Genomic DNA, 13,066 nt, shown 5'->3' on the forward strand with positions numbered 1-13,066 from the left:
ATTAAGGGACGTCTTTATGTGTCGGGATGTGGCTCAGCCTGGTAGAGCACCTCGTTCGGGACGAGGGGGTCGGAGGTTCAAATCCTCTCATCCCGACCACAGACGGATAGAATCAGAAATCATACCTTATCAGATCCTCTATTCTCTATATATAAATCTTTTTAGGAATGAGTACGAAATAAGATGCCCAATTAGAATTTTCAAACGTACGGCTTACAATGGTCGCTTGTTTTAAAATGGGCAAGTTATTTAAGACTCATTCCTTAGCTGAAAACCCGCACAAAGTCACCAAGACACAAAGATTTCTATTCGACTTTATGTGCCTTCGTGACTTCGAAGCTTTGTGTGAGAATAAACTTAGAATTGTTAGGAATCCTGATTTATTTTTATTTTATTTCTGGTCGAGGTGAACAAACATGACTAATGATAAATAAAAATTAAGTTTAAAAAAGAAAAGAACTATAGTTGAACGCTCCTTTTTCAAAAAAAACATTTCCGTGTCCTTCCGTGTTTTCCGTGGTTCGAAACCGGCAAACAAAAAAGCGGGCCGGTTTTCACCAGCCCGCTTATAAAATCAGGCAGTATTAGCTAAATTAAATTTGCTGAAATTAAATTAGAAGTTGATCTGCCATTTGGCGCCGAAGTAGGTGAGTTTATCTTCATCAAGGCCATCCCATCTATCCTTGAAATCAACAACACCGAGTTCAGGCACGACAAAGACACCTGGCGCCAAGGTGATGGGGAACTGAATGTAATAAGATTGGGAATCATCTTTTTCTATATTTACACCGTTTATTATGGAGGCATCGTATTCAGTCTCCTGGTAACCATAACCAACTTCTACACCCAACATTTCATTAAAAGTATAAGCGACGACAAGACGGCCACCAATGGCGTCGTTATCAATGACGTTGTTATTCCATACCAAAGCATAACCATTACCTATAGTATTATTCACACCATCATCTACGTCAATCAGCCAAATGTTGCCAACGTTGCTACCGCCGTTAACCTGAGCGCTAAAACTGAAGGCTCCAAACGTTGCAGCAACATCAAGACCAAGACCCCAAGAAGTTACATCTTCATCAACGGCTCCGATATTAACATCAAACGTCTGATAACCACCAGCCATGGTAAACTTCCAGTTGTCAACAGTGTACGCATACTTAACCTCAAGTTTAGGAATAACAAAATCAGTTGTAGTGCCAACACCATTAATATCATTAACATTCGTGTCCTCATTTTGAACAAAAGCAACCTGAAGACCACCGAAAGTCAGCTTAATCTGAGGCGCACGGACAGCGGCCATTTCACCACCAAACCCCTCAAGTGCAGATTCCTGCATATATACCTGACTTGAACCAGTTAGATTCAAGGGTTCCCAATCCTGACCAATGAGCAGTTTGCCTGCGCCAAAGTCCCATTCGCCGTAAAGGAGACGGATGTTGGCATTACCACCACCAGCGCCGTATTCAAAACGTCCGGTCAGTTCATCGGAAACTTTAACATGGGCACCAATACGGGAGATGCTTATAAGGTATTCATTGAACTGCGTGTCAGGATCAGGAGCATTCTCACGATCGGTATCCGTCCAGAATGTATTAATACGGGCGTTACCATAAAAGTTCCAATCAGCTGCATACGCAGAGCCTGCCATCAGCGCAAGTGCGGCAACAGCTACGATAATTTTTTTCATCTTTTTCTCCTTTTAAAATTAAGACTTTGACTGCCTGAAATCATAGCATTCTGCCTTCCTTTTAAAAGCAGGATGCTAATATTAAGTTTCCTTTTAATGTTATTCTAATGCGTTTGTCAATTGTTTTTTAAAGCAATTCTAATTTTATTCTAATAAAAAAAACACAAAGTCACAAATGTATAGTGGGCCGTTGTGACTTTGTGCGAGTTTTTAAATGTGCCGTAGATTATTTCAATTTTTCAATTCATACGAAATAATATTCGACGTTTTATCCTTGGCAAGGATGGCGATCTTGGATCGGGTTACAACGGAAATCAGCAGCTCTTCGATGCCGTCATTGTCTATATCGGCAATATCAAAATCAGAGACCCAGCCCTGCAGGGGCACGGTCTGAAATACCGGGGCAAGGGCGATACCGTTCCAGGACATGACGTCAACACGCCCCTCCTTGAACCGTTTAATCCGACCCAGGGAGCCGGCGCCAAATTCACTGTTTTTAATCAGAAACACTTTCTTTTTCCGATCCTCGCCCACGGAATGAAATTTAATTCTGGGATTAAAATACGCCCGATCCCGGACAGTTCTATCTGCAGCCTGATCTCCTGTAATCCAATAATTATTGGTCTTTCCGTATTTTTCCGTACTTTCCCATTCATCTGAGCCGGTATCGTTGATGAGTACCAGACGATGATGCTGGTTAATACTTAAAAATTCATCGCCACTGTTCTCCCGGACCGGCCCCCTGGCCAGGGAAAGCACGGAGGTTCCCCTGGGTACACGAATGGCTTTTTCCTCCCGGTAGGTGTTGTTCGCCGGGCTCATGATATAAATTTTTCCGGCATAGGGGCCTCTGCCTTTATCCTGGGCATAGAGTACGGGATTGCCATCCACCGAATCAATCACCCGGAAATAGTAGGAAAGGCCCTCCTGGAGCGTTGTATATGATGAACCATTATATTCCACCACAAAAGAAGAAAGGGTTTGCCGGTGTATTGTCATGGCGGTAACAAAAATCTCCGGATACCCGTTGCCGTTAATATCCGCCACATCCAGCCCGATAATTCTTAAATAGGATGCATAATCCAGTTGGATTTCCCGGGTAAACAAATTACCCTCAAGGTGGTATATCTGAAGTGCGGAATCCGTTGCCGTAACAACCTGAAGACGGCCGTCTTTGTTCAGGTCCCCGGTGGCCATGGCCCGGATCACCTCATCCATCTTAAGATGGGTGGTGAATCCCCGACTTGCCTGCATGGCCGGCATGCCGCCCCCACCGGCATACTGCAGCCCCCCAAGGCTCGGATTCTGTTCCTGAGGCCGGGCATACAGTTTATTATCAATATTGCGGTTAAACACCTTCATGTTGATATCACCGGCAAAGGCGTTCACCAGGGGAATAACATCGCCCATGGCATTGCTCTGCTCAAAAAAAGCCAGGGTATCTTTTTGTCCTGAAACATCTACCATAGAGGCATCCAAACTGATGCTTTCCCCATAATGGGTAAGACTGCCGAACAGGACGTAATCCACCCCCATCTGTGCGCCTAGATCCCGGGCAGTCCCCTCATTAAAAGCACCTTTAACAAGTCCGCCTGCCTTTGCCCGGGCCAGGGCGCTATCAATGGTTTGCCGGTCCAGCACATCCACTTTCCCGGCATCGGACAGCCTTGAGGAGAGCATTGAAAACAATCCGTTCTGCAGGAAACCAAGATCCTGGGAGGAATTCATTTCAAAGGGGAAAACCGCCACGGTTTTTGCATCACGACACAATCCCGTACCGGCTGCTGCCCAGAACGTAAAAAAGGTTAAAACAACAACTATTATTTTGAAAGCAAAAAATGTTTGCATGAATTGTCGCATGGGATTTTATTACACTCCTATTCAGATTAAACATGATGCCGAGCCTTAGTAGAGAGATTTATATCCCATCCCCCGGTCTCACACAACTCTTTTGAACAATTTTTCAAGGCTGCGGGCATCAAAGGAGACAAAAACGGGACGCCCATGGGGGCAGTGCATGGGATTGTCACAGGTAAACAACTGTGCCACAAGCGCTGTCATCTTCCTTAAATATAAGTTTTTTATCTCAAAATCTTATATCCCGTCTTTACATTCTTATACTCCATGTATATAAATTAAGTCATGAATGAGATTAAATGGCGCAAAAAAGCACTCCGGCAGCTCAGGAAGATTAAGGATGCGAAAACCCGTTCAACAATAAAGAACGCAGTAGGCACCTTAACAAATTTTCCAAACTGCCGGCATGTAAAGCACGTCGTTAATCATCCATATGATTATCGTCTCAGGGTCGGTAATTGGCGGGTGTTTTTTACTGAATCGTTAGAGATTATTCACATAGAAGAGGTAAAAAAAAGAAATGAACGAACCTACTAATGTACAGATTATCGAACAAAACGGTGTTCCAGTATTTGCCGTCATTCCGTATGATGAATACCGTCAGGCATTTCCCGAAAGGATAACAGATGAAAATACGCTGATCCCCCATGAGGTAGTATCCATTGTAGTTGATAAAGACTGCAATCTGGTCAAAGCATGGCGGATACATCTGGGCTTTACCCAAAAAGAAATTGCCGCAAAAGCCGGAATCAGCCAGGCGGCGTTGTCACAAATGGAAAAAGCAAACAATCATTTAAGAAACAGCACGCTGAATAAACTTGCAGCGGCTATGAACCTGACCGTCGATCACTTGACGGATTAAACGATAGAAATTCCAGAAATATAACACCAATTTCAAGGATAAAGCCAGTCTGATCCAGGTGGTCTTGTTTTTTTATTAACATTGATACTATAAAACAGTATCAATGTATTTATGAACAGCAAACACAAAAAAACCCTGGCAATCATCTTCTCAAAACCAATTCCTGGAGTTCTGGAATGGCGAAGAATAGAATCTCTTTTCGTTGCTCTCGGTGCAGAAACGATTGAAGGCAGGGGCTCAAGAGTGTCCTTCCTTTTAAATGATGAAAAAGCAGACTTCCACCGTCCGCATCCAGAGAAAGAAGCGAAAAAATATCAAATCAGAAATGCCAGGGATTTTTTAGAAAGAGCAGGAGTAACCCCATGAATACACTTACATATAAAGGCTACACAGCCAGGATTGAGTTTGACCCTGATGATAATATTTTATTCGGCAATATTATCGGTATACGTGATACTGTGGGATTTCACGGGGAATCCGTGTCTGAATTAAAAGAGGCCTTCCATGATGCCGTGAATTTTTATCTTGAAAGTTGTGAAAAGGCTGGGCGCAAACCGAACCGGCCATTTTCAGGGAAATTCGTGGTTCGGGTTGATTCGGCCTTACATGGTCAAATTGCAGCTGCGGCTGCCCACACAGGAAAAAGTCTAAATAAATGGGTGGCAGATACTTTAGCCCAGGTTGTCCATGAGTAGAACTCTGTAATTCATGGAGACAACGCCAATTTCGGAAATAAAAAACAACTTATCAGGTCAAAACCATTAATCTCACACAACTCTTTTGAACAATTTTTCAAGGCTGCGGGCATCAAAGGAGATAAAAACGGGACGCCCATGGGGGCAGTGCATGGGATTGTCACAGGTAAACAACTGTGCCACAAGCGCTGTCATTTCTTTCAGTGACATGGACTGTCCACCCCGCACAGACCGGTGGCAGGCCATGGTGGCCAGGGCGTCTTCAAGCCAGTCATCTTTAATACCCGTACCGTTGGCCCGGCTGATTTTCTCCACCATTTCCACCACCAGGGGGCCTAGCTGTTTTTGTTCCACCAGTACAGGCACGGCCTTTATCACAAATGATGTCCCGCCAAAGGCTTCAACCCGAATGCCCAGGCCGGCCAGATCCGCCATGATGGATTCAAGGACCAAGGCTTCCTTGTGGCTCAGTTCAAGCACCTCGGGAACCGCCAGGGATTGACTCTGGACATCCATGCGCTTGTAGCGGTTTAACAGCTGCTCAAAGACAATGCGCTCGTGAGCGGCATGCTGGTCAACCAATACCAGGTGATTCTCCTTTTCCAGCACAATATAAATATTGAGTACCTGACCGACCACCCGAAAACCGGACTGGGTTGACTGAAACGGCTCCGGCGCCGAAAGCGGCGTAGTCATACCCGATTCCGGCGTTTCAGGTTCATGGTCAGCCAAAGGGGCCTGGGCGGGCAGTTTTGTGTCTGGTGCCGGGGGCCAGGATTTTTCCCGGGGTTCAGCGGCCTGAAAGGATTCAGGCGGTGAATCAAACGCGTCGTATACAGGCGGCGACTGAGAGGTAGAAGCGCTTTCAAACAAATCCGGCGCCATTTTTTTTTCTGTTTCCGGCAGGGATGCAGATGTCAATGCCGCCTGGAGCGGCGTTGGGGAGGCCTTCTTTTCATTCATGACGGCCCTGGCATAGGACAATTCATCATCCTGACCACGGAACAAGGTGTTTGCCACGGCAAGGGACAACGCTTTATATACGGGCCCGGGGGTAATAAATTTAATTTCACGTTTAGCCGGGTGCACGTTTACATCCACCTGGTCGCAAGGCAGATCCACACACACCGCCCCCACAGGATACCGCCCCTTCATGATTCTGCCCCGATACCCCTGGAACATGGCGGATATCAACCCTCTGTCATACACAAGGCGCCGGTTGACGAACAGAAAAATCCGGTTGGCCGTACTGCGGGTAACACCGGGATTGGCACACACCCCGCGGATAGATAATCCCGGCAAACCGCCGGCGGCGTCTTCATCCGTTTCCGGCCAGTGCATTTCATAGAGCTGATCCGCCACCGCCTTACCCATCACCATCTGGGCCCGCTGGAAAAGGCTCTGACCCGGGGGATAGCTCTTGACGGATCTGCGGTTGACCACAAGGCGAAATCCCACCCCGGGATTTCCCATGGCAAGACCTGCCAGGGCATCGGCAATGTGGCCGGATTCCGTATTTTCGCTTTTTAAAAATTTTCTCCGGGCCGGGGTATTGAAAAACAGTTGCCTGACTTCCACCATGGTGCCCACAGGCGCACCGGTATCGGTTACACCGGAAAGCTTGCCGCCATTCATATCCACCCGGGTCCCGGTGACGTTATCCGCTGTACGGGACACAAAACTGAATTTTGATACAGACGCCATGGACGGCAGGGCCTCGCCCCTAAACCCAAAGGTTGAAATGGAAAACAGGTCTTCCTTGGTGTAAATTTTGGATGTGGCATACCGCTCCAGTGCCAGCACCGCCTCATCCCGGGAAAGCCCGCACCCGTTATCCGACACACGGATTAAGGTTTTTCCGCCGTTTTCAATCTCCACAATAATCCTGTCCGCCCCGGCATCCATGGCGTTTTCCACCAGTTCCTTGACTACGGACACCGGCCGTTGAACCACTTCACCGGCAGCGATCTGGTTGGAGAGAATATCAGGAAGAATACGGATTCTGCTCATGAAGGTGTATCCGGATTCTCCTTTACAAAACGCAGTAGAAACTCGCTGTCTTTGGGACTTAAATCAAACTGCAGACAGGCGTCATTTGCCAGTTTTTTTACATTCAGTTCGGGCTGGGCTTGTCTTTTTTCAGACACCCATGCAATGGCCTTTTTCAGGGCAGTGCCCTGGGGGATGACAGTAGACATGTTATTATTCCTTATTATAACCACGGAAGACACGGAAAGCACTGAAAGTTAGCGCGCTAAGCGCTCGATCTGTACTTTTGGGTGACTGCCGAAGTTGATCAGTAATCCTAATTTCAAATTCGTTGCTTTCAGGTAGTTAATAACCTGCGCTTTATGTTCTGAAACGATATCCTTAACCGCTTTCAACTCCAAGATAATTAATTGAAAGTAAACCTATTTTCCGTGTTCTTCCGTGTATTCCGTGGTTAGAACTCGGGCAATTCAATATGGTTCACAGCCTGTTCAAATCCATATCCGGCCCGGATCAGGGACATTTCATCAAAATGCCGGGACATCATCTGAAGCCCCATGGGAAGCCCGGTGGAAGAAATCCCGGCAGGCACTGAAATCCCGGGGATACCTGCCAGGTTGCAGGACAGGGTAAAAATATCGCTCAAATACATGGTCAAAGGATCTTCCACCTTCTCACCGATTTTAAAGGCAGGCGTCGGTGCCACAGGAGACAGAATAATGTCGCATGCGTCAAAGGCCCGTTTAAAATCATCCATGATCAGGGCCCGGACCTGGGAGGCACGGCCGTAATAGGCATCATAATACCCCGAGGACAGGGAGTAGGTGCCGATAATAATCCGGCGCTGGACCTCCGGCCCAAATCCTTTAGACTTGGTTTTCTTGTACATCTCAATGAGATCGTCGGAATCCATATCCCGGTATCCGTATCGCACCCCGTCAAACCGGGCCAGGTTGGCACTGGCTTCACAGGGCGCAATAATATAATATGCCGCCACCGCATAATTGCTATGGGGCAGGGAGATCTCTTTTATGGTAACGCCTAACCCTTCCAGGGTTTTCCGGGCACTTTCAAACATTGTTTTGACTTCGGGATCAATGCCTTTAAGATTTAAAAATTCCCTGGGGATACCCAGCGTCATTCCGGAAAGGCCTTTTTCCTTAAACATGGCAATGCCTTTTGTAAAATCAGGCATCTGTTCAGGTGCACTGGTGGAGTCTTTGGGGTCATGGCCGCCCATGAGATTAAGCATCATGGCGGCGTCCGTCACATCCCGGGTAATGGGCCCCACCTGATCCAGGGATGACGCATAAGCCACCACACCAAACCGTGACACCCGGCCATAGGTGGGTTTCAGGCCCACCACACCGCAATGGGAGGCGGGTTGACGGATGGAACCACCGGTGTCTGTCCCCACGGCCCCGGCACAAAACCGGGCCGCCACGGCAGCGGCAGATCCGCCGGATGAGCCCCCAGGCACATGATCTGTGTCCCAGGGATTGCGGGTAACAAAAAAGGCGGAATTTTCGGTGGAAGATCCCATGGCAAATTCATCCATATTGGCCTTGCCGATGAGTACGGCATCTTGGGCTTTAAACTTCTCCACCACTGTGGCATCGTACTGGGGCACAAAATGTTCAAGAATTTTAGATGCACAGGTGGTTCTTACGCCCTTTGTACATAAAACATCTTTCAGGGCCACGGGGATGCCGGTAAACGCCTGGCTCTTCCCTTTGGCAATCATCTGATCCGCCTGTTCCGCCTGTTTCAAGGCAAGACCGGGGTCAACAGTGATAAACGCTGAAATCGTGTTGTCATATTTATCAATACGGTCAAGGAAGGCCCGTGTCAGGTCAACAGAAGAAATTTCCTTTTTGGCCAGAAGGTCCTGGGCCTGGGCAATGGTCAGGGTATGCAGATTCATTTTATTTCCTTACGCTTTCGTCTTTTTTTCGGGGCTATTTTACCACGTTCGGCACCACATAAAAGTCCTGGTCACGTTCGGGGGCATTGGCCAGGGTCACATCCGGACCCGGGGACGGTTCCTGTTTATCTTCCCTGAGTACATTGTTCATGAATGCCGCCCCGGACACCGGTGTCACCCCGTCTACGTTCACGTCCTTGAGGGTATCAATGTAATCAAGGATGTCACTGAGCTGCCCTGCCAGGGTCTCCTTGAGTTCATCATCCACATCCAGCCGGGCCAGATGGGCCATTTTTTCCACTTCCTGTTGTGATATTTTCATTTTTATTTTTATTCCTTTCTAATGACCATGCCGGTAACACCTGAACCGGCAAGTTTTTCCAGCCGGGCCCGGGCCGCTTTGTAATCGGCAAAGGAGCCGATCCTGACCCGGTACCAAGTCTGCCCGTTAATCTTGACACCGGCCCGGTAGGCGGCAATCCCCTTTTTATTCAAACGAACCATCTGGGTCAGGGCATCATTTAAATTTTTATATGATGCAACCTGGATGGTGTATGTACCTTGGGCCGGTGCCGATGCTTTTTCGGCATCAGGCTTGTTTTCTTGGGGTGCAAGATCTGTTTGTTTATCCGTTTGGCTTTTTGATTTTAAAACCTTGGGGGCAAGTACGGTTACAGCTTGTTTTTCAGCGGCTTTTGTCTCTGCGTTTACTGCGTTTACCGAGACGCTCTTTTTCATTGACGGGGCCGGGGCCGTATCATTGCCGGCACCCGGCCGGGCCTGGTGCCAGGTCGCCAGTTTTCGACTGCGCTTGACAGGGATCTCTTCAGCCTGGGAATGATACGGTGCCGGCGTCATTGAAACCGCTTTCCCCGTTTCCGGAGCCGGGGTAATTTCCCCGGAATCGTCTGCCTTTCCTTTAACCGGATAATGCACCGGCTCATCAAGAACATCGTAAAATTTAAGATCCAACGTCCCCTTTTCAGGCAGTTTGGCAGAAAGCTCACTGACCATTCGGCCAAGGCGTTCCTGAAAAGGCCGGGTTTCAAACAAGACAGGACTTGATTCCCGGCCCACAATCATCCCAAGCGCAAACATCAAGATTCCGATTAAAAAATACCTGCCATATGTTCCAACACCACGAATCTTGAATCCCCCTACATTCTTTCAGGGGCGGAGACCCCTAAAAGCGCCAACCCGTTGCGGATCACTTTTTTAACCGCCAGAACCAGGGAAAGTCTGGCCAGGGAGAGTGGTTTATCCGCCATGATTACCTTATGGTGGTTGTAATAGGCATGAAAGGCTGCAGCCAAGGTCATCAGATAGGTAAAAATCACATGGGGGTGAAGCGTTTGCGCACTTTTTTCCACCTGCTCCCGGAACCCTGCAACCTGCTTGATCAGCTTGAGCTCCTCTTCGGCCACAAGTTTCTTAAGATTAATGCCGACGTTGAAATCCGTCTGGTCAATGAGGCCTTCCTCCTTTGCCTTGTTTAAAATTCCGGTAATCCGGGCATGGACGTACTGCACATAATAGACAGGATTATCGGCACTCTTCTTTTTGGCCAGTTCCAGATCAAAATCAAGACCTGAATCATAACTGCGGCTTAAAAACATGAACCGCGCAGCATCTTTTCCCACCTCATCCACAATGTCCTTAAGCGTTACAAATTCTCCGGCCCGGGTGGACATCTGCACGGGATTTCCGTCCCGCAGCAGATTGACCAGCTGAACCAGGATCACATCAAATTGTTCGCTTTGTCGTCCTGTGGCCACCACGGCGGCATCAATACGCTTGATATATCCATGGTGGTCCGCCCCCCAGACATCAATGACACGGTCAAACCCGCGCTCAAATTTTTCATCATGGTAGGCGATGTCCGATGCAAAATACGTGGTCAGTCCGTTGTTGCGTACCACCACCCGGTCCTTTTCATCTCCGAATTTTTCCGTACGAAACCAAAGGGCCCCGTCTTTTTCGTAAATCAGATCTTTTTCTTTAAAATTTTCAATGGCGGTTTGGACCCGGCCCGAATCATAAAGGCTTTGCTCACTGAACCAGTTGTCAAACCGGACACCGAAATCATCTAAATCAGACCGAATCCCGGCCAGAATCTTGCCGGCGGCAAATCGCGCACAGATCTCAATGCCCTGTTTTTCATCGGTATCAGCAAGGTCTTTTCCCCGGGTATCAAGCAGCTCTTGGGCAATGTCGCGGATATAGTCGCCCTGGTAGCAGTCCTGGGGAAAATCCACCGGTGTTCCCTGCATCTGCTGCAGCCGCAGCCACACCGATGTACCAAGGGTTCTGATCTGGCGACCGGAATCATTAATATAATATTCTTTTTGCACATTGAAGCCTGCAAAGGAAAGAATATTGCCAACGGCATCCCCCACAGCAGCACCCCGGCCGTGACCGACATGCAGCGGGCCCGTGGGATTGGCCGATACAAATTCAACCTGGACCCGTTCTCCGGCACCCATTTCAGACGCACCAAAGGATCTATCCTGGTTCAATACCTGGTCCACCACCGGGTGCCAGGCGCCGGGGGATAAAAAGAAATTGATAAATCCGGGGCCGGCCACCTCTGTTTTTTCCAGTACCCGGCCCAAAGGGGTATGAGTACTGTCAGACATGGACGCAACAAGACGCTCGGCAATTTTTGCCGGGGCCATTTTCTGCAGTTTTGCCGATACCATGGCAATATTGGTTGAAAAATCGCCCTGGCCTTCATATTTCGGGGTTTCAACCTCAAATTCAGGGACCTGGTCAGACGGCAGCAGACCCTTTTCAAAGGCCGTGCGAAGCGCATCCAGGACCATGGTTCTAATTTCTGTTTTCATAAAAAATTAATTCTCGTGTTCAGAAGTATCTTCAGGGGTAAATTTAGGGGTATCGTCCTCGGAATCAATTTCTTTGATCTCGTCTTCTTTGGTGTCCCCATCTTCATCTAATAGTGAATCGATCTCCACATCTTCCTCTTCAAGGGAAAAGTCTTCTTCGCCGGGCAATGTGTCCACATCATTATAGTCAATGACCATCTTATCCGTTTCAGGATCGGCAAAAAAGTCAACAGCGTTTTCAAATAGCCTTTCGGACAGATCCCTGGTGGGAAAAAAACTGCGGCGGCGAAATACGGCAAGAAACGCATCAAACCCCTCTTTGCACGCCGCACTGATGGCGTCAAGGTCATAGTCTTCTTCATGCAAAGGCAAAACCACACCGGGATCCACCTCGGCAGATTCAAGGACAGTGAGTATGTTGTCCTTTATATTTTTTTCAAACCTGATTTTCTGTTTCATAAAATGCGGCAAGGAATTGCCGCCCTCCTTATAATAATTTAGTAGTCCAGGTACCGGACCTTAGCATGTCGTATTGTAGGAATAACCGTCAGATGCGTGAAGCAGCCTGCAATATTTCCAGCTAATGCCCTGTACTGTTTTGTCCACTGTTTTAATGTTAAGGGTACCTGTTTCCGATCTAACGTAGTACTCGAAGCACTTAGACTGGTCAACTTTGGGGCCTTTTCAAGGCCCTCGGTCTTTAGCCGAGGGGTTGTTGACCCATTAACTTGTAGTATAGGAATTTCCATTTCCCAGCACCCAGCACCCAGCACCCACTACCCACTACCCCGCCCGAAGGGCGCTAAGTTCAAACTTCTTAATATAGTCCAACCAATTCCCCTGTCAATCACAGAATTAAACAAATTTTTTAATTGACCCATCAGCGATGGGGTGTTATATTACGCGGGTTGATTTTTGGAGGAGTGGCCGAGCGGCTGAAGGCGGCGGTCTTGAAAACCGTTAGGTGTTAAAGCCTCGTGGGTTCGAATCCTACCTCCTCCGCCAAAAAAAGAACAACTTATGGAGAAGTGACCGAGTGGCTGAAGGTGCTCGCCTGCTAAGCGAGTGGTTGGGGAAACCTGATCCGAGAGTTCGAATCTCTCCTTCTCCGCCACAGACAAACGATACGGGCTGGAATCAGATATGGGTTTCAGCCCGTTTTTTGTTCCAGGATAGATTCCTGTGAGATTAACTGATTAA

Annotated in this window: 15 protein-coding genes and 3 tRNA genes; 7 read left to right on the forward strand and 11 right to left on the reverse strand. The window is 48.0% G+C overall.

Annotated features, from left to right (window positions below):
- The first annotated feature begins 22 nt into the window (after positions 1-22).
- Positions 23-99 (forward strand) — tRNA-Pro (locus HXW94_RS06180).
- A gap of 514 nt (positions 100-613) precedes the next feature.
- On the opposite strand, the gene HXW94_RS06185 is transcribed toward HXW94_RS06180, so the two are convergent.
- The 3 genes from HXW94_RS06185 to HXW94_RS19830 form a co-directional block, all read right to left on the reverse strand.
- On the reverse strand, positions 614-1,696 hold the full coding sequence (locus HXW94_RS06185) for a TonB-dependent receptor (RefSeq protein WP_178366030.1): 1,083 nt from the start codon (positions 1,694-1,696) through the stop codon (positions 614-616).
- Positions 1,697-1,927: 231 nt separating this feature from the next.
- A complete protein-coding gene (locus HXW94_RS06190) occupies positions 1,928-3,556 on the reverse strand; it encodes an FG-GAP-like repeat-containing protein (RefSeq protein ID WP_178366031.1) in 1,629 nt (542 codons plus the stop codon).
- Positions 3,557-3,634: 78 nt separating this feature from the next.
- On the reverse strand, positions 3,635-3,757 hold the full coding sequence (locus HXW94_RS19830; protein ID WP_281357811.1) for a hypothetical protein: 123 nt from the start codon (positions 3,755-3,757) through the stop codon (positions 3,635-3,637).
- 81 nt (positions 3,758-3,838) lie between these two features.
- On the opposite strand from HXW94_RS19830, the gene HXW94_RS20300 reads away from it, so the two are divergent.
- The 4 genes from HXW94_RS20300 (at position 3,839) to HXW94_RS06210 (ending at position 5,110) form a co-directional block, all read left to right on the forward strand.
- Positions 3,839-4,090, forward strand: coding sequence for a type II toxin-antitoxin system RelE family toxin (locus HXW94_RS20300; RefSeq protein ID WP_178366032.1), 252 nt, complete (start codon positions 3,839-3,841; stop codon positions 4,088-4,090).
- Positions 4,074-4,415, forward strand: a complete 342-nt coding sequence (locus HXW94_RS06200) for a helix-turn-helix domain-containing protein (protein ID WP_178366033.1) — start codon at positions 4,074-4,076, stop codon at positions 4,413-4,415. Before HXW94_RS20300 ends, HXW94_RS06200 begins: the two co-directional genes overlap by 17 nt.
- Positions 4,416-4,526: 111 nt before the next feature.
- Complete coding sequence (locus HXW94_RS06205; protein ID WP_178366034.1) at positions 4,527-4,781, forward strand: type II toxin-antitoxin system HicA family toxin; 255 nt, start codon at positions 4,527-4,529, stop codon at positions 4,779-4,781.
- Positions 4,778-5,110, forward strand: a complete 333-nt coding sequence (locus HXW94_RS06210; protein WP_178366035.1) for a type II toxin-antitoxin system HicB family antitoxin — start codon at positions 4,778-4,780, stop codon at positions 5,108-5,110. The genes HXW94_RS06205 and HXW94_RS06210 overlap by 4 nt, the downstream gene beginning before the upstream one ends.
- A 72-nt stretch (positions 5,111-5,182) precedes the next feature.
- Here HXW94_RS06210 and mutL read toward each other — a convergent pair whose 3' ends face one another.
- Genes mutL through HXW94_RS06250 form a run of 8 tightly spaced genes read right to left on the reverse strand, consistent with a single transcriptional unit; the run spans position 5,183 to position 12,337 of the window.
- Positions 5,183-7,120 (reverse strand): DNA mismatch repair endonuclease MutL, encoded by a 1,938-nt coding sequence (gene mutL, locus HXW94_RS06215; protein WP_178366036.1) that lies wholly within the window; start codon positions 7,118-7,120, stop codon positions 5,183-5,185.
- Positions 7,117-7,308, reverse strand: coding sequence for a hypothetical protein (locus tag HXW94_RS06220; RefSeq protein ID WP_178366037.1), 192 nt, complete (start codon positions 7,306-7,308; stop codon positions 7,117-7,119). The genes mutL and HXW94_RS06220 overlap by 4 nt, the downstream gene beginning before the upstream one ends.
- 48 nt (positions 7,309-7,356) lie before the next feature.
- Positions 7,357-7,500, reverse strand: coding sequence for a GxxExxY protein (locus HXW94_RS06225; protein WP_281357812.1), 144 nt, complete (start codon positions 7,498-7,500; stop codon positions 7,357-7,359).
- A gap of 53 nt (positions 7,501-7,553) precedes the next feature.
- Positions 7,554-9,023, reverse strand: coding sequence for an Asp-tRNA(Asn)/Glu-tRNA(Gln) amidotransferase subunit GatA (gatA, locus tag HXW94_RS06230; protein ID WP_178366038.1), 1,470 nt, complete (start codon positions 9,021-9,023; stop codon positions 7,554-7,556).
- A 34-nt stretch (positions 9,024-9,057) separates the two neighbouring features.
- A complete protein-coding gene (gene gatC, locus HXW94_RS06235) occupies positions 9,058-9,345 on the reverse strand; it encodes an Asp-tRNA(Asn)/Glu-tRNA(Gln) amidotransferase subunit GatC (RefSeq protein WP_178366039.1) in 288 nt (95 codons plus the stop codon).
- 8 nt (positions 9,346-9,353) lie between these two features.
- On the reverse strand, positions 9,354-10,121 hold the full coding sequence (locus HXW94_RS06240) for an SPOR domain-containing protein (RefSeq protein WP_178366040.1): 768 nt from the start codon (positions 10,119-10,121) through the stop codon (positions 9,354-9,356).
- A 59-nt stretch (positions 10,122-10,180) separates the two neighbouring features.
- Positions 10,181-11,866 (reverse strand): arginine--tRNA ligase, encoded by a 1,686-nt coding sequence (gene argS, locus HXW94_RS06245; protein ID WP_178366041.1) that lies wholly within the window; start codon positions 11,864-11,866, stop codon positions 10,181-10,183.
- 6 nt (positions 11,867-11,872) lie between these two features.
- Entirely contained in the window at positions 11,873-12,337 is a 465-nt protein-coding gene (locus tag HXW94_RS06250; RefSeq protein ID WP_246293765.1) for a hypothetical protein, read from the reverse strand.
- 446 nt (positions 12,338-12,783) lie between these two features.
- On the opposite strand from HXW94_RS06250, the gene HXW94_RS06255 reads away from it, so the two are divergent.
- Positions 12,784-12,871, forward strand: a tRNA-Ser gene (locus HXW94_RS06255).
- Between the two features lie 17 nt (positions 12,872-12,888).
- Positions 12,889-12,980 (forward strand) — tRNA-Ser (locus HXW94_RS06260).
- Positions 12,981-13,066: the final 86 nt, after the last annotated feature.

The sequence above is a fragment of the Desulfobacter latus genome (assembly GCF_013389365.1).
GTDB lineage: Bacteria > Desulfobacterota > Desulfobacteria > Desulfobacterales > Desulfobacteraceae > Desulfobacter > Desulfobacter latus.